The 26,668-nt window shown below is 68.0% G+C and carries 24 protein-coding genes; 11 read left to right on the top strand and 13 right to left on the bottom strand.

What is annotated here, in order from left to right; translation table 11 throughout:
• Window positions 1–29 precede the first annotated feature (29 nt).
• Entirely contained in the window at window positions 30–2,264 is a 2,235-nt protein-coding gene (locus IPG50_31710) for a M3 family metallopeptidase (GenBank protein MBK6696724.1), read from the top strand.
• Between the two features lie 232 nt (window positions 2,265–2,496).
• Window positions 2,497–3,288, top strand: coding sequence for a hypothetical protein (locus IPG50_31705; GenBank protein MBK6696723.1), 792 nt, complete (start codon window positions 2,497–2,499; stop codon window positions 3,286–3,288).
• A gap of 49 nt (window positions 3,289–3,337) precedes the next feature.
• Here IPG50_31705 and IPG50_31700 read toward each other — a convergent pair whose 3' ends face one another.
• Window positions 3,338–3,667, bottom strand: a complete 330-nt coding sequence (locus IPG50_31700; protein ID MBK6696722.1) for a hypothetical protein — start codon at window positions 3,665–3,667, stop codon at window positions 3,338–3,340.
• Window positions 3,668–3,953: 286 nt separating this feature from the next.
• Here IPG50_31700 and IPG50_31695 point away from each other — a divergent pair, with 286 nt between their 5' ends.
• The 5 genes from IPG50_31695 to IPG50_31675 all read left to right on the top strand — a co-directional run bounded on the left by IPG50_31695 (window position 3,954) and on the right by IPG50_31675 (window position 8,718).
• Window positions 3,954–5,195 carry a hypothetical protein gene (locus IPG50_31695; protein MBK6696721.1) on the top strand — a complete coding sequence of 414 codons (1,242 nt, stop codon included), beginning with the start codon at window positions 3,954–3,956 and terminating at the stop codon, window positions 5,193–5,195.
• A gap of 161 nt (window positions 5,196–5,356) precedes the next feature.
• Entirely contained in the window at window positions 5,357–6,073 is a 717-nt protein-coding gene (locus IPG50_31690; GenBank protein ID MBK6696720.1) for a hypothetical protein, read from the top strand.
• A gap of 179 nt (window positions 6,074–6,252) precedes the next feature.
• Window positions 6,253–6,621 (top strand): winged helix-turn-helix transcriptional regulator, encoded by a 369-nt coding sequence (locus IPG50_31685; protein ID MBK6696719.1) that lies wholly within the window; start codon window positions 6,253–6,255, stop codon window positions 6,619–6,621.
• The gene (locus IPG50_31680; GenBank protein ID MBK6696718.1) at window positions 6,618–7,115 is read left to right on the top strand and encodes an SRPBCC domain-containing protein; all 498 of its coding nucleotides are present in this window, start codon (window positions 6,618–6,620) and stop codon (window positions 7,113–7,115) included. Before IPG50_31685 ends, IPG50_31680 begins: the two co-directional genes overlap by 4 nt.
• A 115-nt stretch (window positions 7,116–7,230) precedes the next feature.
• Entirely contained in the window at window positions 7,231–8,718 is a 1,488-nt protein-coding gene (locus tag IPG50_31675; protein MBK6696717.1) for a hypothetical protein, read from the top strand.
• 92 nt (window positions 8,719–8,810) lie between these two features.
• Here the strand turns inward: IPG50_31675 and IPG50_31670 are convergent, their stop codons facing one another.
• The 4 genes from IPG50_31670 to IPG50_31655 all read right to left on the bottom strand — a co-directional run bounded on the left by IPG50_31670 (window position 8,811) and on the right by IPG50_31655 (window position 14,086).
• The gene (locus tag IPG50_31670; GenBank protein ID MBK6696716.1) at window positions 8,811–9,221 is read right to left on the bottom strand and encodes a zf-TFIIB domain-containing protein; all 411 of its coding nucleotides are present in this window, start codon (window positions 9,219–9,221) and stop codon (window positions 8,811–8,813) included.
• Window positions 9,222–9,261: 40 nt separating this feature from the next.
• Entirely contained in the window at window positions 9,262–9,804 is a 543-nt protein-coding gene (locus IPG50_31665) for a hypothetical protein (protein ID MBK6696715.1), read from the bottom strand.
• Between the two features lie 36 nt (window positions 9,805–9,840).
• Window positions 9,841–10,977, bottom strand: coding sequence for a hypothetical protein (locus IPG50_31660; GenBank protein ID MBK6696714.1), 1,137 nt, complete (start codon window positions 10,975–10,977; stop codon window positions 9,841–9,843).
• 106 nt (window positions 10,978–11,083) lie between these two features.
• Window positions 11,084–14,086 (bottom strand): AgmX/PglI C-terminal domain-containing protein, encoded by a 3,003-nt coding sequence (locus tag IPG50_31655; GenBank protein MBK6696713.1) that lies wholly within the window; start codon window positions 14,084–14,086, stop codon window positions 11,084–11,086.
• Window positions 14,087–14,279: 193 nt separating this feature from the next.
• Here IPG50_31655 and IPG50_31650 point away from each other — a divergent pair, with 193 nt between their 5' ends.
• Window positions 14,280–15,422, top strand: coding sequence for a hypothetical protein (locus IPG50_31650; GenBank protein ID MBK6696712.1), 1,143 nt, complete (start codon window positions 14,280–14,282; stop codon window positions 15,420–15,422).
• A gap of 37 nt (window positions 15,423–15,459) precedes the next feature.
• On the opposite strand, the gene IPG50_31645 is transcribed toward IPG50_31650, so the two are convergent.
• The 6 genes from IPG50_31645 to IPG50_31620 all read right to left on the bottom strand — a co-directional run bounded on the left by IPG50_31645 (window position 15,460) and on the right by IPG50_31620 (window position 21,330).
• Window positions 15,460–16,158 (bottom strand): YebC/PmpR family DNA-binding transcriptional regulator, encoded by a 699-nt coding sequence (locus IPG50_31645; protein ID MBK6696711.1) that lies wholly within the window; start codon window positions 16,156–16,158, stop codon window positions 15,460–15,462.
• Window positions 16,159–16,191: 33 nt separating this feature from the next.
• On the bottom strand, window positions 16,192–17,658 hold the full coding sequence (locus IPG50_31640; GenBank protein MBK6696710.1) for a hypothetical protein: 1,467 nt from the start codon (window positions 17,656–17,658) through the stop codon (window positions 16,192–16,194).
• Window positions 17,655–18,566, bottom strand: coding sequence for a hypothetical protein (locus tag IPG50_31635; GenBank protein MBK6696709.1), 912 nt, complete (start codon window positions 18,564–18,566; stop codon window positions 17,655–17,657). Before IPG50_31635 ends, IPG50_31640 begins: the two co-directional genes overlap by 4 nt.
• Before the next feature lie 144 nt (window positions 18,567–18,710).
• Complete coding sequence (locus IPG50_31630; GenBank protein MBK6696708.1) at window positions 18,711–19,172, bottom strand: hypothetical protein; 462 nt, start codon at window positions 19,170–19,172, stop codon at window positions 18,711–18,713.
• Between the two features lie 160 nt (window positions 19,173–19,332).
• Complete coding sequence (locus IPG50_31625; GenBank protein ID MBK6696707.1) at window positions 19,333–20,136, bottom strand: hypothetical protein; 804 nt, start codon at window positions 20,134–20,136, stop codon at window positions 19,333–19,335.
• Window positions 20,137–20,799: 663 nt separating this feature from the next.
• Window positions 20,800–21,330, bottom strand: a complete 531-nt coding sequence (locus IPG50_31620; protein ID MBK6696706.1) for a hypothetical protein — start codon at window positions 21,328–21,330, stop codon at window positions 20,800–20,802.
• Window positions 21,331–21,428: 98 nt separating this feature from the next.
• Between IPG50_31620 and IPG50_31615 the strand changes: the two genes are divergently transcribed.
• The 3 genes from IPG50_31615 to IPG50_31605 all read left to right on the top strand — a co-directional run bounded on the left by IPG50_31615 (window position 21,429) and on the right by IPG50_31605 (window position 25,037).
• The gene (locus IPG50_31615; protein MBK6696705.1) at window positions 21,429–21,944 is read left to right on the top strand and encodes a hypothetical protein; all 516 of its coding nucleotides are present in this window, start codon (window positions 21,429–21,431) and stop codon (window positions 21,942–21,944) included.
• Between the two features lie 234 nt (window positions 21,945–22,178).
• Complete coding sequence (locus IPG50_31610; GenBank protein MBK6696704.1) at window positions 22,179–24,308, top strand: elongation factor G; 2,130 nt, start codon at window positions 22,179–22,181, stop codon at window positions 24,306–24,308.
• A gap of 159 nt (window positions 24,309–24,467) precedes the next feature.
• The gene (locus tag IPG50_31605; protein ID MBK6696703.1) at window positions 24,468–25,037 is read left to right on the top strand and encodes a hypothetical protein; all 570 of its coding nucleotides are present in this window, start codon (window positions 24,468–24,470) and stop codon (window positions 25,035–25,037) included.
• Here IPG50_31605 and IPG50_31600 read toward each other — a convergent pair.
• Both IPG50_31600 and IPG50_31595 read right to left on the bottom strand, forming a co-directional pair.
• Window positions 25,027–25,764, bottom strand: a complete 738-nt coding sequence (locus tag IPG50_31600) for a putative DNA-binding domain-containing protein (GenBank protein ID MBK6696702.1) — start codon at window positions 25,762–25,764, stop codon at window positions 25,027–25,029. The two genes, IPG50_31605 and IPG50_31600, sit on opposite strands and share 11 nt — an antisense overlap.
• Complete coding sequence (locus IPG50_31595) at window positions 25,761–26,618, bottom strand: DUF692 domain-containing protein (protein MBK6696701.1); 858 nt, start codon at window positions 26,616–26,618, stop codon at window positions 25,761–25,763. The genes IPG50_31600 and IPG50_31595 overlap by 4 nt, the downstream gene beginning before the upstream one ends.
• Window positions 26,619–26,668: the final 50 nt, after the last annotated feature.

Genomic DNA, 26,668 nt, shown 5'->3' with positions numbered 1-26,668 from the left:
GCGCCGAGACACCCTATAGTGCGCGCGCCATGCGCAAGCTCTCCGCCCTCCCCGCCCTCGTTCTGTCGCTCGTTCCCGTTCTCGCGGCTTGTGCCGCGGCGCCGAGTGCGCCGTCTGAAGCGCCAGCCGCTGCAGCCACGGCGGCGTCACCTAAGCCTGCCTCAACAACCGCTCCCACCTCGGCGCCTCGCGCCGTGGGAAAGGACAACATGTTGCTCAACGCTTGGACCGGCCCGCACGGCGGCGTCCCCCCGTTCGACACGGTCAAGGTCGCGCACCTCGCGCCAGCGCTCGACGCCGCCATGAACGAGATGCGCCGCGACATCTCGGCCATCACGGACAACGCCGCGCCGGCCTCCTTCGAGAACACCCTCGTCGCCTTCGAAGACGCGGGGCGCGCTTTTGATCGTGTCATGACGCTCTACGGAATCTGGTCGTCGGCGATGGCCGACGCAGCGTTTCAAGCCATCGAACGCGAGATGGCCCCCAAGCTCGCGGCCTTCACCGACGAGATCACGCAGAACGAAAAGCTCTTCGCGCGCATCGAAGCGGTCTACAACGCTCCCGAGAAGGCGAAGCTCACGCCGGAGCAGCAGCGCCTGACGTGGAAGCGCTACACGAACTTCGTCCGCGCCGGCGCGAAGCTCGACCTCGCGGCGAAGACGCGCGTGCGCGCCATCAACGGACGCCTGGCGTCGCTCTACACAGACTTCAGCCAAAAGGTCCTTGCCGACGAAGAAGGCTTCATCACCTGGCTCGAGAGCGAGGCCGACCTCGCAGGCCTCTCGCCTTCGGTACGCGCCGGCGCTGCCGCCGCGGCCGAAGCGCGCAGTCAGAAGGGCAAGTGGGCCATCACCAATACGCGCTCGTCGGTCGAGCCGTTCCTCACGACATCGACACGCGGCGAGCTCCGCGAGAAGGTTTGGAAGAACTTCATCAAGCGCGGCGACAACGGCGACGCCCACGACACGAAGAAGAACATCGCCGAGATCCTGAAGCTCCGCGCGGAGCGGGCCAAGCTCCTCGGCTACAAGACGCACGCCCACTGGCGCCTCGAAAACACGATGGCGGCGACGCCGGAGCGCGCCATGGCCCTGATGCAAGACGTGTGGCCCGCGGCCACGGGCCGCGTGCGCGAAGAGGTCGCGGCGATGCAGGCCATCGCCGACAAGGAGGGCTTGAAGCGCAAGATCGCCCCCTGGGACTACCGCTTCTACGCGGAGAAGGTGCGCAAAGCGAAGTACGCCCTCGATGGCGACGAGGTGAAGGCGTACCTGCAGATGGACAAGCTCCGCGAAGGCATGTTCTGGGTCGCCGGCGAGCTCTTCGGCATCGTCTTTTCGCCGATCAGTGACGTGCCGGTGTACCACCCCGACGTGCGCGTCTGGGAGGTGAAGACGCGCGCCGGCAAACACGTCGGCCTTTGGTATTTCGACCCCTACGCGCGTCCCGGCAAGAAATCCGGCGCGTGGATGAACGCCTACCGCGCGCAAGAGCGGATGAAGGGCGACGTCACCACCATCGTGAGCAACAACGCAAACTTCGTGAAGGGCAAGCCCGGCGAACCGGTGCTCGTGAGCTGGGACGACGCGCAGACGCTCTTCCACGAGTTCGGCCACGCCGTGCACGGGCTCATGTCAAACGTCACCTATCCGTCGCTCGCCGGCACGCGCGTCGCGCGCGACTACGTCGAGTTTCCTTCGCAGCTCCTCGAGCACTGGCTCTCGACGCCCGAGGTGCTCTCGAAGTTCGCGCTGCACCATGAGACGGGCAAGGCCATGCCCAAGGAGCTCTCCGCCAAGCTCGAGAGGAGCAAGACGTTCAACCAGGGCTTTTCCACCGTCGAATACCTGAGCGCGGCGCTCATCGACATGAAGCTCCACCTCGAAGGCGACAGGGACGTCGACGCCGACGCCTTCGAGAAGAAGACCCTCACCGAGCTCGGCATGCCCAAGGAGATCGTGATGCGTCACAGGACGCCGCAGTTCAACCACGTCTTCGCCGGCGACAGCTACTCGGCGGGCTACTACAGCTACCTCTGGTCGGACGCGATCACGGCCGACGCCTTTGAGGCTTTCACGGAAGGCAAAGGTCCCTACGACGCTGCCGTCGCGGAGCGACTCGTCAAGCACGTGCTCTCGGTCGGCGACACGGTCGATCCTGCAGTAGGGTACCGCTCGTTTCGCGGGCGCGACGTCGACACCAAGGCGCTCATGCGCAAGCGCGGCTTCGCCAAGGCGGCCGCGCCCCCGAAGAAGAACTAGGCGCGCGTTCGTTCGCCGTTGGCCTCGTTGGCGTCGCCGGCCCGTTACCCTCGGGTCACGTCTGACGCCGCCGAGCGTTACGCGGTGCGCTCAAGGACTGGAGTTTTACGTACCGGATCCCACGTCCCCCCGAACGCGATCGATAGAAGCCCTCCGCGGGACACAGGCGCGCTCGCCGGCGCGCGAAATTTCGGGCCCCTGCCGCGGCACATCACGTGCACCCGCGGACGCCATGATCCGAGCCATGGTCTTTACGGTTGCCCTCGGGGCGTTCGCGTGTGCCCCGGCGTCCTCGAGCGACGACGAAAACGCGCAGGGGGCCCTAACGGGCGAGAGCGCCGCGACCGCAAAGGTTCGCTTCGGGACCTTCGAATACCGGTACCCGGGTCGCGACGGCCTCGTGAAGCGCCTCGTCTTGAAGGAAGGCGCTGAAGGCGCCGTAGGCACCTTCGAGCGCACCGAGTGGAAGAAGGAAGGGCGCCGCCTCGCGACGCGAAAGACCACCGGCACGTTCACGACCTCCACCAAGCCGATGCCCGAGTTCACGCGCACGCTCCTCCACTTCAAGACCGGCGACGGCCAGGTGGAGACCTATCGCTACCGGAACGACGACGACGGCAGACTCCAGCTCCAGATCGATCGCGAAGGAGCGCCGCGCACGGAGGTTCGCCTGGTGGAGGCCGCGGACGGCACGAAGGCCCTCGTCGGAGACTGCAAGGCGACGGCGGTCGACGACATGACGATCTTCGAGGAGAGCTTCTCGGTGGATGAGTACCCCTCCGTCGATTTCTATCGTGCACCCGACAACGGCTTCATGGAGTTGTGGATTGGTTCGTCAGCCTTCAGCACGAAGGACGGCGACGCCGTCACCATCACGCCATCGGCCGAGGGCCTCGACGCCCGCGTCGTGCGCGACGGCGACCTCACGCACGTCGTGCGCGTTCGTGGAACGACCGGTGAGGTGGTCTCGACGGAGAATGGGCAGGAGATTCACGTCGCGACGCTCCGCTGCAAGGCGCGCTGAGCGGCCAGCCGATCTCCCGCGAGGCTCGCACGCCTTCGCCGGCCTTCGCTCAGCGCCGAAAGACGCCCGGAAACGGCTTGAGGATGATGACGCAGTCTTTCGAGTCTGCCGTGGCGCAGCACTCGAGGCCACTCACGGTCCCCGGAACCGTCGTGCCGTCGGGGTTTGTCCGCACGGTGCACGAGTCGCCGTCGGCGCTGAGACCGCCAGAGGCCCGAAGCGCGGACTTCGCCTGCCCAATCTCAGCGCCCTCGCTCTCGTGCGCCGCGCCCTCAGTGGGCGAGTCTTCTGACGGGCTTTCGGCGGAGCCGGCGCAGCCGGCGCCGAGGGTCAACAGCAGGGCAATGAGGGAGGCGGAGGAGACGCGGATGGTCGACATTTGAGGGAGTCCTTTCAGGTGGTGAGCCCTCCTACGCAACCGCAATGCCACCGGGCGGCAGGGCGCGCGCCTGCGGATTTCAGTGAACCTCCCAGGGTCGCGCGCGGGCTGTGTGCGCGCGCGCGCGGGCTGGGGAGAGTCGCCGGCTCGCGGGTGCGGGCGCTCCCTCGACGGGGCAGGCTGAATTGGCCCTCCAACAGGGCCACTGCGGGTCATCCGCGGGGGCAAAACGGCCCGCGACACGGGAGCGGGGAAGCCAGTCGCCTCTCGCGCCGTAAGCGCCGACATGAAGGTTCCGCCGCTGCTGCTTGTCTCGTCGTTCGCGCTCGGCACCGTGGCTTGTTCCGCCGATGCGGGGGACGAGGGCGGCACGACGGAGGACGAGTACCGGGTCAAGCCTGGCGGGACCGACACGACCCCGGGCAAATTGATCATCACATCGCCGGTGGACCTTAAGGGCTACGACAACGCGCGGGTCACCCTGCCGTGGGAGCAGGGGCGCGGCGAGGTTTCGATGCCGATGGTCTTGAATCAGTCCTTCGCGACGAAGGAAGGCATCGTGCGCCTGGAGCTCACCAACCGATGGGGCAACGTCGCCGCCGGCCCGCTGGTGAAAGCGGGAACGACGGTCACCTTCGCGCTCGGCGCCGTCAAGGTTGGCGCCGCACCGGACTTCTCAAAGGTCGCGTGGGGCACCGAGGTGGGCGTTTGGAATCCCGCTTGGGCGGGTGGCTCGACGTTCCGCGACAAGCTCGAGTGGAAGTTCCCGACGCCGCTGCCGTCGGGTCGCCTCTATCCCCAAAACGAGCTCGGGGTAACCATCCCGACGGTCCCCGGCACGTATCACCTGACCTACGGCGTCTTCGACGGACAAGACGTCGTGGTGAGCGGCGGCCAAGTCACCGACGTTCGGCTGGGCGCTCCCGCGCAGCGTCGCCTGGGTGTGCTCCGCGCTCCCGTGCGTGAGCTTCCCGAATGCCCCGTCGTGGTCCGAGACTCGAGCTCGCCCTACGTCCAATACTCCGGCGGGCTCTCCGGCTCTGGCTGGGTCACGATCAAGGGGCTATCGCAGGGCGGACGCCAAGTCACCGGTCAGCAACTCATGCGACTCGCGTCCGGGGAAGAAAAGCTCTTCGGCGAGTACGTGGGCGATCCGTCGATCTCGCTGACGAAGACGGCCTACACCTTCTTCCTACCGAACGGCCTCACCGTGCCGGTCGCCATCGCCGCCAAGCCCGGCGACGCACCGGCCGTCACGACCTGGGGACGCCTCGACGTCGACGACGTCGACGTCACGACGGATGACGGCTCGACACGCAAGGTTCGCGGCACGTGGAGCCTCACGAAGACTGACGGCACTCCGATCGTGAGCTGGCCCACGACGGCGGGCCAATTCAAGGTGCCTGGCTGCTCGACGGGCACGGGGATCGACCTGCCCTTTGGCCAGTACAAGCTGTTCGTGCGCTACACGCGCCAAGGCTTCACGCAACCCGCCACCGAGACCTACGCCATCGACCTCAAGCCGTGACTGGCTCTCGGACACGCGATGCGATCTCCAATAGAGAGGCGACGCGCGCCCGGCACCCGGGCGTGACTCGACGCGGCGCGCAAATCTTGGCGGAGCCGGTCCGGTAAGCGGCGGCACCGGTCGTGCATGGCTGGGGCCACCGTCTTCCTTGGAGGCCCCCAATGAACGTCCGCATTGCCTTGCTCGCTGGTCTTGCGTCCTTTGCCGTCGCATGTTCCGGAAACGCCCCGACGGAGCAGGAGGAAGAGACCGACGAGGGCGCGCTTGTCGCCGGCGAGGTCGAATCGAAGCGCTACGCCTCTGACGTGACCTCTGTGGACTCCACGGTGTCTGGCGTCGACGTTTGGGACTACAGCCTGGTGAACAAGGACGGCGCGTCGTACTTCGTCGCGTCCGGCTACCGACTGGCGTCCGGCAAGACTCGCGTGCCGGCGCTCGACATCGTGAGCACCGGTAGCAACGTCTGGTTCCGCTCGCCGAAGGCCAACGAGCCCGTCGTCCTCACGCCGGAGCGCCTGGCCGCTATGACCACCGACTTCGCGGCGCTCCACGCTAGGGTGGAACGCTCGGTGTCGACCGGTACGCAGTCCCTTCGGCCGCTGAGCGCGACGGGGAAGGATTGTGCGAAGTCCCTCGGCATCACCCTCATAGCCGGAACGGTTGCAGCGCTCACGGCTGCCGCCGCCTCGGGTCTCGCCGCCCTGCCGGCGTGCGCCGTCAGCCAAGTCTTGACGCTGGGCGCTTCCTCTCTCGTTTGCGTTCCCCTCGCGGCCGTTACCGGCATAACCGCCGTCGCGGCCATCAGCCTGACGTCGATGGCCACCTGGGGCACGGGAATGGTCTGCGCCGAGGCGGCCGGGTCGGCCCTCAGTCGCTGACAGATGCGTGCGCACGCACTCTGAGCCGGGGCGCGGCTCAGCCCCGCCTCAACTCAGCCGCTCGTTCGCTCGACAGCCGAAGTCGTAGGGAGAGGCGCTTCTTCGTGTGCCGCACCGACACCGACCCGTCGGCCAGCCCTTGCACGCGACAATATGCACTGATATGCATATGCACACTGATGCACCCCGACCCCTTTGAGGTTTTGGCAGACCCCACGCGGCGCAGCGTCGTCGAGGCGCTCCGCGGCGGCGAACGAACCGTGAACGACATCGTCCGCGCCCTCTCGATCCACCAGTCAGGGGTCTCGCGCCACCTGCGCATCCTTCACGAGGCGGGCTTCGTCAGCGTGCGGCCCGAGGGCCCCTATCGGTACTACACGTTGCGTGCCGAGCCCTTCCGCGAGCTCGACGCTTGGCTCGCCGGCTACCGCACGTTGTGGGAAGCCCGGCTCGATCGATTCGCGGCAGCCCTCGCTCAGAAGCAGAAGGCCCGCATGGCCGCCAAAGCCAAAGACACGGAAGACAACGCCAAGGAGAAGAAGCGATGACGAGGACCATCCAACTCGAACGCACCTACGACGCCTCGATGGACGACGTGTGGGACCTGTGGACCACGAAGGACGGCATCGAGTCGTGGTGGGGGCCCGATGGCTTTCGCGTCGACGTCATCGAGCTCGACCTGCGGGCCGGCGGGCAGCTCCACTACGCCATGACGGCGGTAGGCGCCCCGCAGATCGCGTTCATGAAGCAAGCGGGCATGCCGCTCGTCACCAAGACGCGCATCTCGTACACGGAGGTCACCCGCCACAAGCGCCTCGCGTACATGAACCACGTCGACTTCGTCCCCAACCAAGCGCCCTACGAAAACGCGATGAGCGTCGACTTCGGGCCGGCTCCGAGCGGGGTTCGCATCGTCCTCACACTCTCCGCGATGCACGACGACGATTGGACGGGCCGCATGGTTGCGGGCTGGGAGAGCGAGCTCGGCAAGCTCGAGCGCCTCGTCGCCACGCGCCGGGGAGCAGCTCACAAGGGCGGTTGAACGGTGCGGGGTCGCGGGGCACCTGCCCCGACCCCCGCGCACGGGGCGCGCCGCGAGCGCGCATTTGCGATGGCTTCGTGCGAGCCGTCGACGGCACATCGACTACGCTGCCACGATGATACGTGCGTCCCTCGGTGCCTCGCTCCTCGTGCTACTCCCGGTCGCGTGCAGCAGCAGCGAGGCCTCCTCCGCGAACGCCCCCTCCCCCGACGGTGGCGCGCTGGAAGCCGACGCCTCTGGAGACGCTTCGCTTCCGATCGCGGCGCCCGCGTTCAAGAGCGGCAGTCGGCTCAAGCTCCTCGTGCGGCGCGCCGGTGACGCGTTCCAGGTCACGGGCCTCAAGGACGCGCAGCGCGACGAGTTCTGCAACGTGCGCAAGGCGACCGACGGCGAGATGCGGTGCCTCCCGACCAACACGACGCAGGAGATCGTGTTCACCGACGCGTCATGCAAGTCGCCGGTCGCGCGCACGCAGTACATCCCGCCCAAGTGCAACCTCGGAGCGCTTGCGCCCTCGATCGTGTCGACCGTCGCCCTCCGCGCCGACCCCGGCAGCGACGTGTGTGGGACCAGGGCCACGACCGTCTTCGCGGTCGGCTCGCCCATCGCCACACCGGCTTCGGTCTTCTTCCTCTCGGAGGAGGGCGTGTGCACGGCCGTTGCCCCCGGCAGCGGAACCTTCTCAGCCCTCGGCGCCGAGATCCCACCAGCATCGTTCGTGAAGGTGACGACGGCGGACGAAGCGCGCGGGACAGAGCTCAAGGCGCGCTTCGTGGTGAGCGACGATGGGCTACGCCAACTTCAGTCGGTACGCGACAACAAGCACGACGTCGCCTGCCGCCCCGATCGGACTGCCTCGGGGACGCGTTGCTTGCCCACCGAGCGCGCCGACGTGTTGCCCAACATCTTCGCCGACGCCACATGCACCACCAACGCCGCCGTGACGTTCGCTTGCACGGCAAAATACGTGGCCGCGAGGAAGCTGCGCGACACGTGCGATCTCCAGGGTGAGACCTCCCTCTTCACCGTCGGAGCGGTCGTCGCGAGCCCGTTCAGCGGTGGCGGCGGCAGCGCGTGCACAGCCTACGCGTCCCCGACGCCCGTCGTGGGCATCGGCGCGCCGGTCTCGGAGCAGGAATTCCCGAGCGTGGACCGTGTGCTCGCAGGAACCGGCCCCGTGCGCACCGTCGAGTGGCAGAGCGGCGGGCAGACCGTCGCGCGAGACGAGTCGTTCGTCACCGCAGAGGGTGAGCTGTGCTTTCCGCAGCTGCTCGGGGGCTCGGCGCGTTGCGCGCCGCCCACGCGGCTATTCCTCGATGACACGGGGCGGGCGGGCGATGCCTTCGCCGACGCCGCCTGTACCGTGCGGCTGGCCACGGCGGAGGCGTGCGAGACGCTCGCGTTCATCACCATGGCGTCAGGCGTGGAGTGCAGTGGGACGCGGGTCTTTGCGCGCGGCGCAAAACATACGGGGCCCATCTACACCCTCGACGCCGGCAAGGCCTGCGTCGGTGCAGCTGCCGAGGCGACCAAGGCCTACTACGCCCTCGGTGCGGAGCTACCGGCGTCGACCTTTGCTGAAGTCACCAGCGGCGAGCTGTAGCCCACGGCCCCTTCGAACAAGGCACGACCCCGTTCGCTGCGCCTCCGGAGACCCGGCGTGGAACTTGTGGGTCAGTCTGGAACAGCGGCACCTCACCGCTCGGAACGAAACGTCGCCTCGAGCGCTTCAAACTCCTCCGGATCGAGCCATACGCCTCGACACTCGGCGCACACGTCGACGAAGACGAGCGTCGCCGTGCGCCACTCGCGCTCGTTCATTTCGCCATCGCACGCGGGGCACCGGATGGCAGCGCGCGATGGCCTCGTGGGCGCAAATGCGCGCCGCACCATCTCGCCGTCGGGAACGCGCACGCGCGCCAGGTCCCGCGCATGGCTCTCCACGAGTTCGAGGCTCCCGTGCGGCGCAAAGACCGCGAAGCAGCTCTTGCAGCGGTGGAGCGTGGCGCCCGAGGCGTGGCGCTCGTCCAGGAGGGCCACCGGCTGGCTCGGCGCTTCACGGTAGGCCGAAGAGAGCGTTCGATGACGGCAGCGCGGGCAATTCATGAAGGCCGATGGTCCCACGAAAACGCGACACGCGACGCGCTCACCGATGAAGCTGGTATGCGAAGAACAGGTACGTGAGCGCGAGATACGCCGGAAGGGTCACGAGTGATAGCCTGCGCAGGCCGGCCCGCCAGCAAGCCACCGCGAAGGGGACGAGTGGCAGCGCCATGAGACACGGCTCGACCCAGATCATGCGGTCGAAAGCCCAAGCCATCGAGCGCGCGTGGACGTAGCCGAGCGGTGCCATGACAAGGGCCGCGACGAGCATGGCCTTCCGACCTCCGCGGTCCCAGATGGCGAACAGCACCGGCAGCGACGCGACGAAGAGTGCGACGACGTCAGGGACCCAGCGCGACATCACGTGCGCCGCAACGATGGCGCCGAGATAGAGCGCCACAAAGAGTCGTCGGTGCTCTTTGGCCACGAGCAGTAGACCTAGGCCGAGGAACCCAAAGAAGTACGCGACGAGCGCCGGTAGCGCGAGGTACACGAGGATCAAGGCCCCCTGCCCGCTCGCGTAGGCCGCGCCAACCCATGAAGTGATGGCGCAGCATGTGAGCAGAGCGAGGAAGACGCGTCCCATCGGCGAAGGGTACCTCACCCCTCCTCCGTTGGCGCCTCAGCGCGCCCTCAGCATTCCGCTGACGCCTCGCAGCGCGAACGACGGCTCCGCTCGCGCGACGCGCGCCACTACCTCTGGCGTCGACGTGGGCCACCTGGCGGGCGCGCGCGGGAGCTTCGCGAAGGCATCGATGGAATACGAGCCCCAGCCGGTGGAAAATGCATAGGGCGCGCCCGCGACGAACCGCGCGTACGCGGAGAGGGCGCCGGCCCGATCGTAGTGAGGCCGGAGCTCGACGAATTGCGCCGCGATCGCATCGCTCTCGCCGCCCCACTCGGCCCGCAGACCTTGAAGCGATCGCTCGGCTTCCGGCCGCGAGGCATCGAGGTCGCCCGGGGCGAGCTCCGCGACCGGCTCAACGTCCACGGCGAGGCCCGGCCGCGACAGATCGAAGACGTGCGCCGACTGCCCCCCGCTGCCATGGGCGCCGCATCCGTAGCTCCACGAAAACGTCGTCATGAACGCGTGCGCGCCCAAGGTGGCCTCGAGCGACGCGGAAAATGCGAAGTCGTTGGTCGCGTCGCCCGGGGCGAAGTCCGCCACGACGATGCGCTCCCCCGTCGTCACGTCGACGAAGCTCGCGCGATCAACGACGCGCATGGGCTCGGCAGCAAGGTCTTTGCGCTCGCGCTCCGACTCCTCCACGAGCGCCTTTGCGATGTCTCGTTCGACGGTCACATCGTCGTCTACGAAGGTGGCGCAGGGCACGCGACCCACGGCGACTTCCTCGACGTCGAACCGCACCACGCGCCCGCCCACGACGAAATGCGGGCGAGATGCGCGGCCGAGCACGTTGCCTTCGGCGTCGAAGGCCAACGTCAGGTAGCGTTTAGGCTCTCGGGTTGGGTCGTCGGGCGCGTCGCTGGCGCCGCGCGCGTCGTGAAGGCCCCAGGCGAGGTAGGCGCTGCGCGCGAGCGTTTCCGCGTCGAGCGTGGTCGGTGGCTCGGCGTCGGGGCGCGCGTCGGTGTTCACCGAATAGCGCGCGAGCGAGGGGGCGCTCCCCTCGTTGTGCGGTCCCGCGTCGGCGACCTCCACAAGCGCGGGCTCTGGCGCCGCACCGCGCGAGGGATAGGTGTCGGTGTCCGCCGACGCGCAGGACACGAGCAGGAGCGTCAGAAACGGTAACTTCCGCATGCAGCACGTCGTTCAAGGCCCGTGCCGACGACGTTCGCGCCGATTTCGCCGCGCGTTCAAGGCGACCGGTGGCCCCCAGGCCACGTCCGCGGCCCTTGGGACACGCCTACTGCCGCACGAACACGAACGGGATCTGGACCTGCTTCACCTCGCCGGGCGCCGGGAACGACCAGTTGCGGAGCTGCTGCTCGATGCACTTCGCAACCACCGGCTCGTCGCCCGTCGACGTCACGCTCTGCACGGCGCCCGAGGGCGCGATGGTCAGCATCGCCGTCACCTTTGTCGTGGAGGCGGTGCTCGCGCTCCGCTCAAGGCAAGTGCGCTTGACGCCAGCCTTGCGGCTGTTCACGACGCGCTCGATGGACGCTTGATCGAACCCGCCACCACCAGCCGACGGTCCCGCGGGGCCGCCCGGCCCGGGGCCCGCGAGGCCCATCGGCAGCGGCACCATCTGGTTTTGCGCGGGTCCCTTCGACGAGAGATCGGCGGTCGCCTTCTGCGCGCTGCCGAGGTTGGTCGCGGTCGCCACCTTCTTGAGCGTCGCCTCGACGTTGGCTCCGAACGACGCGCGCTCGTCGGCCATCTTCTTCTGCAGATCGTGCAGCAGGCCTGCCGTTGCCGCCGCTTCCATGCCGTTCTCCTCGGCCAGGCGCTTCAAAACCTTCACCTCCGCGAGGGCCGCCGCCAGCGCGTCGGCCGCCTTCTGCGCTTGAACGGCGCGTTCGCTGCTCTCCTTCGCATAGACGAGCGAGCCGCCCACGACGAGCGCGACCACGAGGAAAATCAGGCCGCGAAACGCGTAGACGAGCTTTCGCTCCTCGCGGTAGCTCTTCATCAAGAAATCGCGCGCCGCGCCGCTGAGGGACAACGTCGCGCGCCGCCACAACTCGATGGCGGCCGCGAGGCGGCTCTTGCGCCACAGCTCGGCGACGTCCTTGGAGACGTTCCAGCGTGCCGCGTCGCGCTCGAGTTGCGCCACGAGCATCCGATCGTCACGAGCGTCGGTGATCCAGCCGCGAAGCAGCCCCCATTCTTGCAGCAGCGAGTCGTGCACGAGCGTGAGCCCTGCCCTCTCCTCGATGACGAGTCGCGCGTTCATGAGCGCGCGAACCGCCTCCTTGGCGGCGTCGCCGAAGCGCTTCTCGAGTTCATCGCGCCCCACGTGCGCGCGCGTCCCCTCGGGTGTCGTCATGGCCAACAGGAGCTCGCGCATCTTGTCTTGCGGCATTTTGATGGACGTCAGCGTCGTCGCCGCGTGGTGCTCGAGGGCGCCGCGCATGCCGTCCTTCGCGCTGAAGGCGGCGCGCGTGACGGTCTTCTTCTTCTCGTCGCGGGCGGCCCAAAGGCGGGCCAGACCGAACTGCGCGAGCGGCATAGCGGCCTCCCGATTCGCGAGGTCGGCGAGGATCTCGCGACGCAGGTCGTCGTCTTCGAAGCGGTAGCCATACGCCTCGAGCGATTGGTCGAGCACCTCTTCCCACCCGGCGTTCGAGAGGGGGAGCCAGCGGCTGAATGCCGCGCGAGAGGGCGCGCGCGAAATGGGATCGACGGCGAGCGTGGTGTCGAGCAAGTCCCGACGGGCCACGACAATGACACGCACGCCCACGTGCCCCTCGCCGAGCCGCGACAACAGTTCGAGGGCGCGAAGTCGCGCCTTGTCGCGCTTCGCATCATGGAGCGTCACGATCTCCTCGAGCTGATCCACCAAGAGCACGATGCCCTCGCCCTTCGCGTCGACATCGGCCGCGAGCTGCTCCGCGATGGCCTCGGGGTGCTCCGCGAGCTCTTCGCCGAGAACCTTCGAGAGCGACTCGGTGAGCGTCGCCATGAGATCGGGCCCCGGCGTCACGACGACGCTTCGGTACTTGGTGGGCCACCCTTCGAGGGCGCCCTCTTCGATAGCCGGCACGACGCCCGCGCGCGTGAGGCTGCTCTTGCCCGTCCCCGACATGCCAACGATGCCCACGAGGCCGCGCGTCCGCGAAAGCTCGAGCACGCCGGCCATCTCGGCGGCGCGCCCGAAGAAGACGTCCCGATCGGTGGCCTCGTACCGGTCAAGCCCAGGAAACGGCCCCCTGCCCTCCGGCGGCAGCGCGCGCTCGCGCCCCGCGAGGGCGCTGCGAATGCGCTCGAAGCTGCGGCGCACCGCGTCGGCCGAGCGGGGCCGCGCCTCGCGCGTCGGTGCCACCAGCGAGTCGATGAGCTTGGCCAATTCCGCCGGCACAAAGGGCGCGACGTCGGCGAGCGGCGTGGCGGGTCCGTCTCCGACAATGACCTTCGCGTCAACGCCGCTGTCCCCCTTGTGCTTCGACGCCGCCACCGCGGGGACGTCGCCGGCGAGGCATTGGTAGAGCGTGGCGCCAAGGGAGTAGAGGTCGCTCGACGCCGTGGGCAGCGACATCGTCTGCACGCAGACCGGGTCTACGTAACCGATGGTCCCCGCGATGGGCGAGCCTCCATCGCTTTCTTCGCCGATGAGCGTCGACGCCTTGCGACCGATGGTCTCGGCCGGGAGGTCCTGCTCGAGGCGCGCCCGCCGCTCTTCGTTCTTTTCGGTGTTCGTCCTGAGCGACGCAGCGATGCCGAAGTTGATGAGCTTATGCGTCCCGCCGCTGAACATGATGTTCGACGGCTTCACGTTGCAATGAACGACCTCGGCCGCGTGCGCCGCAGCCAACGCCGACGAGATGTTGATGCCTATTTCGACGGCCAGCGCCACCCTGCGGGCATCGCCGCGCGGCAGGTCCTCGAGCTGCCTGTCCACGCTTATGCCTTCCGCGAACTCCATGACGAGGCCCATGAGGCCGCGCTTCGGGTCCGTCGCGAGCGTGTGGAAGCGAATGACGTTGGGGTGCTGCACGCGGCAGAGCGAGCGGGCTTCGTCGATGACGCGGGCCTGCCACCCCTCGGCCGCCTTCGCCTTGCCGATGTCGAAGACCTTGACGGCGACTTCTCGGAGGTTGAGCCCCGCGTGCTCCTCGACGGCCTTGAAGACCGGCGCCGAGCCCGCCTTGTCGAGCGGCTCCTTGCACAGGTACGGCCCAAGGCGGCGCGCTGCGTCGGGAGCGGCGAGAAATTCGCGGATTGCGGGGCTAAAAGAGGCGGACATCGCGCGACGCTACGTGACCGAGCGGGAGCTGTCCACGGCGGGTCACGCGGGGCGCCGAACGGGAAGATCGCTCGCTGCGGGGCCAGCTCCGCCGGCCGCGCGGGGAGCGGGCACACCCTGGCACACGGGCGGGTCCGAAATCCCCGCGAGGAGCGTTGGCATCGGCGGGCCCGGATGTTGCTCGCCGCCGCGCATGACGCACCGCCCCGTGGACCTTGCATCGCTCCTCCTCCGCATCGCCAGCACGACCGCGATGGTCCCGCTCTTGGGTTTGGCCTGTGGCGGAAGCGTGCAGCTCGATGATGTCGCTCCTGGCGGCGGCAGCGACGGCGGGACGTCGTCCGCGGACGACACGACAACGCGAACGGACGCAGGACGCACCATGCGGGACGGCGGTCGCGAGGCGTCGACGCCAAAACCACCCGTGACGGATCCGCCAGACGTGCCCATCATCAACGTCGACGCGGGCCCCATCGACTTCTCCAGTTGCGGTGAGCAAGGCAAGCGCCCCTCCGCGAGCACCTGCGACTACTACGAGCGTCAGGTACCGTGCGAGATTGCAGGCGACTTGCCAACGGGATCACTGAGCCCGCAGCAATGCGCCACCTACTGCGACGCACCGCCCAACCAGGCGGCCTATTGCTTCGTATCCGGCTCCGGCGTTGCCCGGCTGCTTTGCAACGCTTGTCCCGGAGGCCGTCGGCCCGCCGTCTACGCGCCGGGCGCTCTCGACGACGTCACGACGCTCGAGGGCGCCTTCTTCGCGCGGCTCGCCGAGCTGGAGGCCGTATCCATCGAAGCCTTTCGCGGCCTCGCCGACGAGCTAATCGCGCACGGCGCCGGAAGCGATCTCCTCTCGCGCGTCGAAGCGGCGCGCTCCGACGAAGTCCGGCACGCAGCGCTCGTCGGCGAATTGGCTCACGAGGCCGGCTGCGAGGTTCCCGGGGGGCATCACGCAAGCCCCGAAGTGCCGCGCGAGCTCGCCGTCATCGCGCTGGAGAATGCCGTCGAGGGGTGCGTCCGCGAGACCTACGGCGCGCTCGTGGCGATGTTCATCGCAAGGCGAGCGACGGCGCCGCGCGTGCGAGAGATCTTCTCGGGCATCGCCCGAGACGAAGCCAACCACGCGGCCCTCTCTTGGGATCTCCACCGCTGGCTCGACGCGCGACTCGATGCGTCCTCGCAAGCCGCCGTGCGGGCGGCGATGCTAGAGGCCGCCCGCGAGCTCCGGCGCGAGGTCGCCCTCGGGACGTCACCGCGCTCGCTGGGGGTACCCGGCGGCCAAGAAGCCGAACGACTCGTCGACGAGCTCGCGCGCGAGCTGTGGGCGGCGTAGGTCGGCACCGGACCGACGGCGCGGCGGAGGTGAAGCGCTACGCGAGCCCGACGTAGATGTTCTGAACGTCGTCGTCTTCGTCGAGGCCTTCCAAGAACGCTTCGACCTCGGCGCGTTTGGCGTCGTCGACGGCGACGGGGTTCTTTGCCTTCCAAATGAGCTGCGCCGAGGTGACGGTCCACTTCCGATCGGCGAGCGCCTTGCTCACGAGATCGACGTCACCGGGCTCAGTAAAGAATCGCGTCGTGCCGTCGTCGTCGCTCTCGAGATCTTGCGCGCCGCTCTCGATGGCCGCCTCTTCGGCGTCGACACCGACGGCCGGCGGCGTCGCCTCCACTTGCCCTACGCGGTTGAAATCCCACGACACGGAGCCCGACGCGCCGAGCTGGCCCTTCCGGAAGAGGACGCGCACGTTCGCGGAGGTGCGGTTGCGGTTGTCGGTAAGGCACTCGACGATGACCGGCACCTGATTGGGCGCGAAACCTTCGTACGTCACCGTCTCGTATTGAACCGGCTCATCGGTGAGCCCGGCGCCCTTCTTGATGGCGCGCTCGAGCGTGTCTTTCGTCATCGACGCCTTCTTCGCGGCCTCAACGGCCATGCGAAGGCGCGCGTTGGAGTTCGGGTCCGCGCCGCCGCGCGCCGCCACCATGATCTCCTTGGCGAGCTTCGAGAACATACGGCCCTTCGCGTTGGCCGAAGCCTCGCGGTTCTTTTGCTTCCACTGTGCGCCCATGGCGAAAGCCCATAACCCAGCGGCGGCCAGCGGTCACGGGCCCTTCGCCGAGAGACGGTCTCGTACGATGGCGAGGTTCTGAAGCGCGGCCCCGTAGCCGGGGTTCACGGCAAGCTCAGCCAGGAGCGCCGCCTCCGCCCGCGCCCAGTCACCGCGACGCATGTGAACGACCGCGATGTTGTTGCGAACGATGGGCTCGCGGGGGTCGATGGCAAGCGCCGTCGCGTAGTCGCCCATCGCCGCGTCGAGGTCGCCGCGCAGTTGGCGCGCTTGCCCCAAGGTAAAGCGCGCCAACGCGGACCGCGGCGCGGCCGCCACGGCGGCTTTCCCGAACGACAAGGGATCGCGGTAGGCGCTCGCACCGCCAAACGTCAGCGCCGCGAGCGCCGCCGCCGTCACACACGCAAACGCTAGGAAGAGCGCGCGTTCGATGCGCGCGTGGTCGAGCAACTCCGCAACGACGAGGAGCGCGCCTGCGGTGGGCAAGTACAGTCGGTTCTCGAGGGCGAGCGAGCCGCCCACGAAGAGCGTCGGAACGAGGGGAAGAACGTAGAGCGCGCCGCCGAAGATGAGCACCGCCGTCCGCGGTTTGCCGCCGCGGCGAACGACGAGGGCGATAAGGCTAGCGGCGAGCGCAAGCGAGAGCGCGCCGGGCCACAAGGTCGTGTCTTCGAGCGTGGCGATGGGGGCGAGGTTCACGGGAAAAAGCAGCTTGCCCGCGCTAGCCACGAGCAAAGGCGCGCGACGGAGCGCCGCGGCGACGTCGAGCGGTGGCGGCCCAGCTCCCGGCAGTGCCCGAGTTCGCGCGGCGAAGAAGAGCGCGATAACCGACGCCCACCCGATCGAGTGCGCCGCGACGCGCCAGCATCGTTGACGTGCGCTGGACTCATCTTGTGGGACGCAGCGGCCCCACGCCAAACAGAGGAGCGGCACGACCACCGCCGTCTCCTTCGTGAACATCGCGAGCGCGAAGGTCACGATGTGCAGCGCACGCCACCGGACCGCGCGGGCGCCGACACGGGCTTCGCCATAGGCCAGGACGGAAGCGAGCGAGAACACCGCCAAGAGCGAGTCGTTGCGACCGGGAATCCACGCCACCGCCGGCACGACCACGGGGTGGACAGCGAAGAGCACGGACGCGACCGTCGCGACGGCACCGCTCAGCTTTGCACGACAGAAGAGGACCCAGACGAGCCACGACGCGCCGAGGTGAAGGAGGACGTTCGTCGCGTGATAGCCACCGGCGGCCGCCCCAAAGAGACGCGCGTCGAGCGCATAGGACAGCGTCACGACGGGCCGGACGTAGGTGTGGGCCGCTTCGGCGGCGTGAAAGTAGCTCCGCGCGAAGGCGCGCCACAACACGCCGGCGCTCGTCAGAAACGCTTGGTCGTTGGCAATGAGCGTGAGGTCATCGAGCGAAGTGAAGCCGAAGCCGACATACCGTCCGTGCACGAGGAGCACGATCACCGGCAGCAGCAAGCGGCGCGCGATGCGCATCATCCAGCGCGGGAGGTCGCCTTCTTCTTGGGCTTCGCGCCAGCGGCCTTGGACTTCGGCGCCTTCGGTGACGCTTTCTCCGCGCTTCCCTTGGCCTTCGTCGCCGCCGACGGAGCCTTCTTCGAGGCGGCCTTCACTTTGGGCGCTTTGGGCGCGGCTGCCTTCTTTACCGCGGGCGCTTTCTTCAGGGCGCTCTTCTTCGCCGAGACCTTCTTCACCGCGGGCGCTTTCCTTAGGGCGTTCTTCTCGGCGCTCTTCTCGCCGACCACGAGCGCGGGCATCGACGGGGCCGAGGCCGCTGCCGGCGGCGCGACGCTCGATGGCACGGCGGGCACGCCGATGGCGTCCTCGATGGCGCGGCGCGTACGACCGTCCTTCATCTCGACCTTGCGGTACGCGATCAAGGCCACCTGCCGCGTGGTGCCGGCTTCGAAGACGATGCCCGCGTCGTCGGCAAAGAGGAGCACGTCAAAGAGCGGGGTGTTGCGCTTCGCGTCGGCGTCGGCGAGCACGCGGCGCTCGAGCGTCCCCGCGAAGGAGCCTTCGAGCTCACCGTCGAGGCGGTCTTCCGGCGCTAGGTCCTGTCCGTCCCAGCTCTTGCCCGCGAGGCGCAGTTGCTCCTCGGCGATGGGCCCGAGGTCGAGCACGTCGGCGTCGGTGGCCACGGAAACGGCGGTGAGGCGAAGCGGCCTGAGCGGGAGCCCCTGCGCGCGCCGCTCGCGATTGTCCATGGCGTCGAGGTTCGGGACCGGCCCCAGCCATGCGCCGAGCTCGCTTTGGACGAGCTCCTCCGAGAGCGCGTCCAGCTCCGCGAAGGCACCGAAGATCTCTGTGACGTCGACCTTGCCGGTGTTGAAGGGAGCCACGATCGCTTGCGGGCGCTTTGCCGTGGTCACGGTGTCTCTGGACATGGGTTGCGGGTCTCGGGTCGGCCAAAGCGTGACGCCGCACGATCGCGGGACCACTCCGAAGCTGACGCTCGCCGTCCTACCACACGCCTGGCGCGTGCGCGATCGACGGGGATGTCTATCGCGCGAGGGCGCCCCACCGGCGCCTCACCGCCGCTTGCTGCGCGGGCCTTCGATGAGCTGCTCGGTGCCCGTCTCGACGTACGCGCCGTCCCGGAAGGAGTAGCGGACGCGCTTGCGATCGCCGTGGTAGAGCCACGTGTCGACGGCGATGTCGCGCTTCGTCTCGCCCTTCTCCGACGCCTTCTCCGACACGTAGAGGAAGGCGAAACGACCGGCGAGCGGAACGCGAGCGACGACGGCGTGGCAGCGCCCGCGCGCCGCGTAGAAGACGAGCTCTCGTCCCTCGGGAACCACGAGCTCGTCTGCGCCGTCGCCGTCGATGTCATGGGGGCGCGCCGTAGAGCGCTCCGGTGCGGCGACGCAGTCGGCTCCCGTTCCGGGTTCCGTTCCGCCCTCCGTTCCGGCTTCCCTTCCCGCTTGCCCCACCGCCGACGCTTGCGCCGCGATCGCGCCGGCACCGGCATCTTGCGCGATGCTGGGAGCCATCGGTGGCTTGCTCGGCTCCTCTAGCGCGGGCGGCGGGGAGCGTCCGCATGAGGCGATGAGCGCGCCTAGCGCGCAGGCCCGCGCGAGGACCTCGCCAGCCCTCACCCGCGGCTCACGCGAAGCGCGCGGCCCGACGGGAGCCGCGGGCGCGAGGTGGGCCTCAGCCGCCGCTCGTCGCGTCGTGGGGGCCGTCGCTCGCGGCGTCGGTGCCGCCGTCGCCGGCCGGACTCGCGCAGAAGAAGTCGACGTAGGTGCGGATGATGACGCCAAAGTCTGTGGTGTTTGGATAACACGCCGCGCCCGGGCCCGTACCCTTGCGGAAGTCGTCCGCGCAGCTCGTCGCCGACGAGAAGCTGCCGCAAACGTCCGTCCAGGCGTCGTCGAGGCACTTCGTGTAGGCCTTGAACTGGGCGTCGTTGCCCGCGGCGACGGGGCACACCTTCTCACAGGCCGCGCGCTGACACTGCTCAGCCGCCTGGATCTTGGCGCCGCACCCGGCTGTCGACTTGTCGCCCGTCAGATGGGCGACGCAGCCGCCGTAGTTCACGTTCGTCGATCCCGCCGTTGCCACGGTGGCTCCACCCGCGCAGGCGATGCAGTCGGCATTCGCCGGAGCCGCGTTGAAGGCGTCGCACTTGGCTTGATCGTAGCCAGCATGCCCGTAGGAGCACTCCGAGAAGGCTGCGGCTTGCGATGGCGAGCACCGTCCCGCGCGCATCGGCGCCGGGGGCTGCCAATTCGGCTCGAAGGCGCTGACGTCTTGCGGCTCGCACGTCACCGCCGCATCGACGGCCCCTGCCGCATCGGGCGTCGTCGTGACCTTTCGATCGGCGGCCGTCGCCTCGACGTTGCCCGCGTCGGAAGGCGCCGTCGCCTCGTCGTCGCTCGAGCATCCGTAGGAAAGCGCGAGGGAGAGCGAGAGCGTGCCGAAGGAAGCGAGAAGTACTTTGGGGGAGCGGTGCATCGGCGCTGTCGATAGCCGAAGTTCAGGCCCAAAAAAAGCGCGCGCGCAGCGGCGGAACGGATTCGACCGCCACCGGGCAGACTCGATGGCGTTTATCGAGGCGACGAGGCTCGCCTAGAGTCCTGAGTCAGAAGTTCGCTCGCCGAATGTCGCGCCCCCTCGTCGAGCGAGGGGCGCGAATTCGTCGGCCAAAGTCACGGGTGTACTCGGCTCCTGTCCTGCGACGTTGGTCCCCGATTCACCACCGGCTGGCAGTCCGAGGACTCTGCCGGCCGCGAGGCCGAGCCGCTGGACGCGGACCGGAGGGGTCGCCTGGACGCCTCGGTCCATCGGCGAGCTTGTTGAGCGCGCTTGACGGCCGAGATCGCGCTGGAGGCGCTCGGGCGGGGTGCCAGCTCGAGCGCCGGACCAACCCTTGGTCGCGCGCTTCCAGCAACATCGCCTCAGAGACGGCGTCGCATGCGCCGCTGGCGACGAAGGTTGGCTCTGTCGGCCGCGAGGGCGCGGACGTCGTTCAGTGAACGGTCTCGCGCGAGCTCGAAAGTCGAGCGCGTCCACGTCGTCTGGAGCGAACGTCGGCCGTCGGAGAAGAACACGCGCCAGTGGCGCTCCAAGCCTGTGGTGCCTCGGCGAGGCGCCCGTGGAGATCGGGCGTCGGACGGGCTATCGAGCCCCCCCTTTCCTTCCGCCCTCCCCGTGGTCGATCGAGCACGGAGACTGCGGGATCGCTCGGGTGGCCCAGCTCTGCCCGTTGCAAGTCTGGGTGCCGACCTGCGGGAGAAAACGGAGAGCCCATGAGTCCGGCAGCGGAGTCGTCGGGCCGTTGGCACCGATGAGGACCGTGGGTGTCTGCTGCGGAACGTGAAGCGGACTGGCCGTATGCGCGTGGGTCGCGCCGTTGAAGGTGCCGGTGATGCCATCTTGGCCACCGAGCGACGGAGCGCCCGGCGTAGAGGCGACGGCGCCGTCGGGCGCGGTGACGCTGGTACCGGAGTCCGAACCGGCGGCGCCCCCTTCCCCGTTCGCCACTACGCCACCGTCTGCCGTCGTCGTCCCCCCATCCGCGGTGGCGGGACTGCCATCGGTGCCGCTGCTACTGCACGCTGCGAGGGATGCGCCCAACGAGAGGGATGCGAGAACGAACGTCGACGCGAGGAGGGAGCGGGGAACTGCGGCGGAACGAAGGAGGCCCATGGGAGCCATGTCAGACGATTCCGTGGGCTGGCACAAGCGCTAGCCCTTGCGAGCGCATGGACATGCGGCGCGGCTGGCGGCGGTGATAGTTTTCGGCCATGGGGAAAGCTGCCCTTATCCTCGCGGCCATCGTCTTGACCGCGTCTGCGTGCAAGAAGCCCAACGCCAACGACTGGGCGCTCGAGCGCTACGGCAACGTGGGCGAAACGTTGCGTCACGACACCGAGAACATGTTCGCGCTCGCCGAAGGCGTCGCGGGCGGCCTCAACCCGTCCGCCACGGCGGCGCTGCCCCGCCCCTACCTCGTGTTCAAAGTCGCCTACGGTCCCGACACCAACCGACTCGACTTCCACCGCATCAACAAGGCGCTCGACCCCTCACCCCCCATCGCCAGCGTGCGGAGCGTGGCCGTTGTCCGATACGTCACAGACTTCACCTACCAGGGCACGGTCCGCGTGCGCGGCGGCGGTCACGTGGTGCAGGGAACCTACAAGGACATGATGCTCGTCACCTTGATCGATCGAGAGACCAAGGCGGCGCGCAAAATCGCCGTGACAGGCCAGGAGGACGCCGACCTGACGGCGGCCCTCGAAGGTTTGCCATCGGCCCCGTGAGGCGGCCAGGGCGGCCGCGAGTCGACCAAAGCCGCGGGAAAGCGCGTCCTGAACCCCTCGTTCGCCCGCGCTTTTCCCTTGAGTCTCCAGAATGACGGCCAAATCGGCGGCTTTTGCCCTCCGCGGCTCAAACGTTGGGATCGCTACAAAATCGCCGGCCGACGTGGTAACTGCCGGTACGCATTTTCTGGCACTTGCAGACCCCCTCCCCTTCGAGAAGAGAGAGAGAATCCCGTGGCCGCTCGCATCCCCCTAGACCGCATCCGTAACATCGGCATCTCGGCTCACATCGACTCCGGCAAGACGACGCTCACCGAGCGCATCCTGTTCTACACGGGTCGAATCCACAAGATCCACGAGGTGCGCGGCAAGGACGGCGTCGGCGCCAAGATGGACTCGATGGATCTCGAGCGCGAGAAGGGCATCACGATCCAGTCGGCCGCGACCTACTGCGTGTGGAACGGCTCGCAGGATCAAATCCAGCCCCACAACATCAACATCATCGACACGCCAGGCCACGTCGACTTCACCATCGAGGTCGAGCGCGCCCTCCGCGTCCTAGACGGCGCCATCCTCGTGCTCGACTCCGGCAAGGGCGTGCAGAGTCAGTCGATCACCGTCGACAAGCAGATGAAGCGGTACCACGTCCCGCGCATCGCCTTCGTCAACAAGATGGACAACCCCGGCGCCAACTACGAGCGCGTCGCGGAGATGCTCAAAGAGAAGCTCAATCACCACCCGGTGACCATCCAGGTGCCCATCGGCGCCGAAGCCGACTTCAAGGGCATCATCGACCCGATCATCGGCAAGGCCTTCTTCTTCGAAGGGAACGACGGCGAAGTTATCCGCGAGGTCGACGTCCCCGAGGAGTTCGCCGCCGCCACCAAGGCCGCTCGCGAGAAGATCATCCAAGACGTCGCCGACGTCGACGACATCCTCGCCGAGAAGTTCATCAACGAAGAACCCATCTCCGTCGAAGAGCTCCGCGCCGCCATTCGCCGCGCCACGCTCGCCCTCAAGATGACGCCCGTCATGTGCGGGTCGGCCATCAAGAACAAGGGCGTCCAGCTCTTGCTCGACGACGTCGTGCACTACCTCCCGAATCCGACAGAGATTAAGAACGAGGCCCACAACCAGGACAAGGGCGAAGAGAAGGTCGTCGTCGACTCCGATCCGACGAAGCCCTTCGTCGGTCTCGCGTTCAAGCTCCAGCAAGACAAGTACGGCCAGCTCACCTACTTCCGCGTCTACCAAGGCACGGTCTCGGCCGGCGACACGATCTTCAACGTCTCAAACGAGATGCGAAAGGTCCGCGTTCCCCGCATGTTCCGCATGCACTCGGAAGATCGCGAAGAGATTCCGTCGGCGGAAGCCGGCGACATCGTCGCCTTCTACGGCGTCGAGGCGAGCTCCGGCGAAACCTTCACCGACGGCAAGGTCAACGTGACCCTCACGTCGATGCACGTGCCGGCGGCCGTCATCTCGCTCGCGGTCGCGCCGAAGGATCGCTCGACGGAGGTCAACTTCTCCAAGGCGCTCAACCGCTTCACGAAGGAAGACCCGACCTTCCGCGTCCACCAAGACGAAGAGTCGCAGCAGACGATCATCAGCGGCATGGGCGAGCTCCACCTCGACATCTACATGGAGCGCATGCGCCGCGAGTACAACTGCGACGTCATCGCGGGCAAGCCGCAGGTCGCGTACCGCGAGACGATCACGCGCCGCGCCGAGATCAACTACACGCACAAGAAGCAGACCGGCGGCTCCGGGCAGTACGCCAAGGTCATGGGGTACATCGAGCCGCTCCCGGCCGACGCCGTGGAGAGCTACGAGTTCGTCGACGACGTCACCGGCGGCTCCATCCCGCGCGAGTTCATCAGCTCCTGCGACAAGGGCTTCAAGGAAGGCGTCCGCAAGGGCACGATGATCGGCTTCCCCGTCGTCGGCATTCGCTGCGCCGTGAACGACGGCGCGTCGCACGCCGTCGACTCGTCCGAAATGGCCTTCAAGACGGCGGCCCTCATGGGCTTCCGCGAGGCCTATCAAGCGGCGGCGCCCACGATCCTCGAGCCCATCATGAAGGTCGAGATCGACGCACCGACGGAGTTCCAAGGCTCCGTCGTCGGTCAGGTCAACCAGCGGCGCGGCGTCATTCTCGAGACCGTCGCTGGCGACAGCGTCAGCATCACCTGCGAAGTCCCGCTGAACGCCATGTTCGGCTACTCGACGGACCTCCGCTCGGCGACGCAAGGCAAGGGGACCTTCACCATGGAGTTTGCTCGCTACGCCATCGTGCCGAAGCAAGAGCAAGAAGAGATGACGAAGAAGTACCGCGAGAAGCTCGCGCTCGAAGCCAAGAAGTAGGCCGCTCGGCTTGCTTGCGCGCCGGAAGGCCGAGTCCTCGCGGGCTCGGCCTTCTGTCTTTGTGGGTCCAAGCGAGGCGCGACTCGGCGCGTGCGGAACGAGGTGGCGCGCTCCACCCCCTTCGGCGATGCTCCAGCGCATGGGGCGTGCATGGTGCGCATGGTGAAGGGAGCGTCGCTCGTCATCACGGCTGCGCTGTTCTTGGTGAGCTGCCGACGTGACTCCGCGACGGCGCCTGCGAGTCGCGACGCCGGCGTCCCCGCAGAGGTCCGAACAGCTGACGGCCGCATCGTAGGTCCCGCGCTCGGCGCCGGCTGGACATGGGCTGCGAATCGCAAGGCCGAGGGCGGCATCGCCATGCAAGAGCTCAAGTGGCAGCGCGCCACCGCAAACGGCTCGGTCGTCCTCTACGCGAAGGAGTACACGGCCGAGGGCGAGACGCTCGAGTCGCTCAAGCGCCGCGACTGGCGCGCCACCTATGGCGCGACGTTCAAGGCGATTCGCACGCTCGAGACCCGCTCGGCGGTCCTGAGAAATGAGCTCGCCCTTGAGGTGACCGTGGAGGGGGATGACCCGAACGGCCGCGCGCTCATGATCCATGAGCTCTACGCCCCGGTGCGGGGGCGCCTGCTCATCGTCACCGATGCGGGGCCCACGAACGAGCTTCAGGGGCGCGCTCAAGAGGTCGCCGCGTGGCGAGGTGCCGTGCGCTTCGCGGTCATGCGCTGAGGTCGCCACCCACGACAAGGCCCAGTTCCCTAAAACGGGCGAGGGCGGAACTTGCGCGTTCGCCCAGCGGCCCCGCAAGGAGCGCCGCGAGCGCGGCATCGCTCGAGTCCACCGCTTGAAGGACGCGCAACCCGGTGGCGGAGAGGCGGAGCGTGCGCCGAACACCGTCGGTGGAGCGCCAGATGGCGATCACCGTCGCGTGGGCGGCGGGCGCGACCGTCGTCGGATCTTCGGCGCGGCGCACCGCCGAGACGTCGCTTCCGTATCGACGCAGACCGAAGGGGGTAACGAGCCGAAGCGCTCCGCGCGCTTGCGCCGGCAGCACGGCGGGCGCTGGCGCGGCGCCAATGCGGCGCTCCGCGAGCTCGAGATCCGCCAGGTCGACCACCCAGGTCGGCAGCGTGAGGGCTTCGCAGTTCGCGCGAAGGATGTCGACGAGCCCCGACGCGGCGAATCGTGTCTCCACCGGCGGCCGCTCGCGGCCGACGCGGGCGACGAGCTGGGTCCACGCGTCTTCGCCCAAACGACCGACGACAACCTTGTGGGTCGTCGGGAAGAGCGCTGCGGCGCTCTCCCGCAGCGTGTGGACGTAGGCTCGACGCCACACCGATAGCCGCTCGGCGGCGGGCGACGCTTCCTCGAGGCCGAGCTCGCGAGCTGTCTCGGCGTGAGATTTTCGGCCGAGCACGTAGTCGAACATCGTGTGCTGAATGGACGCGAGGTTCATGCCGCCTTCTCCGCCGCCTTGTTTCCGTTCACGTCCGTGAGAGCGCGGTCCGCTTCGCGCCGGGCGCGCTCGATCTCACCCACCAGGACCTCGAGTTTGGGCAGCTCCGAGTCCCATTCGAGCAGCGTCGGGATGAGGCGCCGGGCTCGCGCCAACGTGTAGCGGTAGAGGTCCCACACAGCGTCCACGACGTGCCCTCGATGCGTGTCCACGATGACCGAACCGGCGACCGTGTGACCAGCGACGTGGATCTGCTTCACGGCATCGAGCGGGAGAGCGTCGATGTAGCGCTTGGCGTCGAAGCCGTGGTTCTGACTGTTGACGTAGACGTTGTTGACGTCGAGAAGAAAGCCCGCGCCCGACTCACGAAACACGTGGGTCAGAAACTCCGGCTCGGACATCGTCGCGCCGGGCATCTTCACGTAGTAGGTCGGATTCTCGAAGACGAGCGGCACGTCCGTCATAGCGCGCGCCTCTGCGATCCTCCGCAGCACATGCTCCAGGGCCTCGTCGGAGCACGGCAACGGCAAGAGATCGTGGACGTGTTTGCCGTCGAGGACGGCATAACAAATGTGGTCGCTCCAGAACGGAGCGTCGATGGCGCGGCACAGCGCGCCAACATCGCGAAAGAGCTTCCGATCGAGCGGGTCGAGCCCGCCGATGGACATCGACACGGAGTGCGGAACGAGAGTCCAACGTTCCGCGCAGCGCTCGAGGTCACGACCTCGGTTGCCACCGAGGTCGATCCAGTTCTCGGGAATGATCTCGAGCCAATCGATGGCGTGCTCGTGCTTCTCCAGGAGCTCGGCCATGAACTCCGTGCGCAAACCCAAACCAAATCCTGCGACCTTCATGCGACCTTCACCTGCTGCGGATGTGTCCTCATCAGCAGGTGCTGTGCCGC

Source organism: Myxococcales bacterium (genome assembly GCA_016703425.1).
Lineage (GTDB): Bacteria > Myxococcota_A > Polyangia > Polyangiales > Polyangiaceae > JADJCA01.
The sequence above is the reverse complement of the archived record's forward strand: the minus strand, read 5'-3'. Positions and strand labels throughout refer to the sequence as shown.

Excerpts from the sequence above, each read along its gene's own strand:
- IPG50_31710 (MBK6696724.1), top strand. The coding sequence starts at position 30 with ATGCGCAAGCTCTCCGCCCTCCCCGCCCTCGTTCTGTCGCTCGTTCCC.
- IPG50_31705 (MBK6696723.1), top strand. The coding sequence starts at position 2,497 with ATGATCCGAGCCATGGTCTTTACGGTTGCCCTCGGGGCGTTCGCGTGT.
- IPG50_31700 (MBK6696722.1), bottom strand. The coding sequence starts at position 3,667 with ATGTCGACCATCCGCGTCTCCTCCGCCTCCCTCATTGCCCTGCTGTTG.
- IPG50_31695 (MBK6696721.1), top strand. The coding sequence starts at position 3,954 with ATGAAGGTTCCGCCGCTGCTGCTTGTCTCGTCGTTCGCGCTCGGCACC.
- IPG50_31690 (MBK6696720.1), top strand. The coding sequence starts at position 5,357 with ATGAACGTCCGCATTGCCTTGCTCGCTGGTCTTGCGTCCTTTGCCGTC.
- IPG50_31685 (MBK6696719.1), top strand. The coding sequence starts at position 6,253 with ATGCACCCCGACCCCTTTGAGGTTTTGGCAGACCCCACGCGGCGCAGC.
- IPG50_31680 (MBK6696718.1), top strand. The coding sequence starts at position 6,618 with ATGACGAGGACCATCCAACTCGAACGCACCTACGACGCCTCGATGGAC.
- IPG50_31675 (MBK6696717.1), top strand. The coding sequence starts at position 7,231 with ATGATACGTGCGTCCCTCGGTGCCTCGCTCCTCGTGCTACTCCCGGTC.
- IPG50_31670 (MBK6696716.1), bottom strand. The coding sequence starts at position 9,221 with ATGAATTGCCCGCGCTGCCGTCATCGAACGCTCTCTTCGGCCTACCGT.
- IPG50_31665 (MBK6696715.1), bottom strand. The coding sequence starts at position 9,804 with ATGGGACGCGTCTTCCTCGCTCTGCTCACATGCTGCGCCATCACTTCA.
- IPG50_31660 (MBK6696714.1), bottom strand. The coding sequence starts at position 10,977 with ATGCGGAAGTTACCGTTTCTGACGCTCCTGCTCGTGTCCTGCGCGTCG.
- IPG50_31655 (MBK6696713.1), bottom strand. The coding sequence starts at position 14,086 with ATGTCCGCCTCTTTTAGCCCCGCAATCCGCGAATTTCTCGCCGCTCCC.
- IPG50_31650 (MBK6696712.1), top strand. The coding sequence starts at position 14,280 with ATGACGCACCGCCCCGTGGACCTTGCATCGCTCCTCCTCCGCATCGCC.
- IPG50_31645 (MBK6696711.1), bottom strand. The coding sequence starts at position 16,158 with ATGGGCGCACAGTGGAAGCAAAAGAACCGCGAGGCTTCGGCCAACGCG.
- IPG50_31640 (MBK6696710.1), bottom strand. The coding sequence starts at position 17,658 with ATGATGCGCATCGCGCGCCGCTTGCTGCTGCCGGTGATCGTGCTCCTC.
- IPG50_31635 (MBK6696709.1), bottom strand. The coding sequence starts at position 18,566 with ATGTCCAGAGACACCGTGACCACGGCAAAGCGCCCGCAAGCGATCGTG.
- IPG50_31630 (MBK6696708.1), bottom strand. The coding sequence starts at position 19,172 with ATGGCTCCCAGCATCGCGCAAGATGCCGGTGCCGGCGCGATCGCGGCG.
- IPG50_31625 (MBK6696707.1), bottom strand. The coding sequence starts at position 20,136 with ATGCACCGCTCCCCCAAAGTACTTCTCGCTTCCTTCGGCACGCTCTCG.
- IPG50_31620 (MBK6696706.1), bottom strand. The coding sequence starts at position 21,330 with ATGGGCCTCCTTCGTTCCGCCGCAGTTCCCCGCTCCCTCCTCGCGTCG.
- IPG50_31615 (MBK6696705.1), top strand. The coding sequence starts at position 21,429 with ATGGGGAAAGCTGCCCTTATCCTCGCGGCCATCGTCTTGACCGCGTCT.
- IPG50_31605 (MBK6696703.1), top strand. The coding sequence starts at position 24,468 with ATGGTGAAGGGAGCGTCGCTCGTCATCACGGCTGCGCTGTTCTTGGTG.
- IPG50_31600 (MBK6696702.1), bottom strand. The coding sequence starts at position 25,764 with ATGAACCTCGCGTCCATTCAGCACACGATGTTCGACTACGTGCTCGGC.
- IPG50_31595 (MBK6696701.1), bottom strand. The coding sequence starts at position 26,618 with ATGAAGGTCGCAGGATTTGGTTTGGGTTTGCGCACGGAGTTCATGGCC.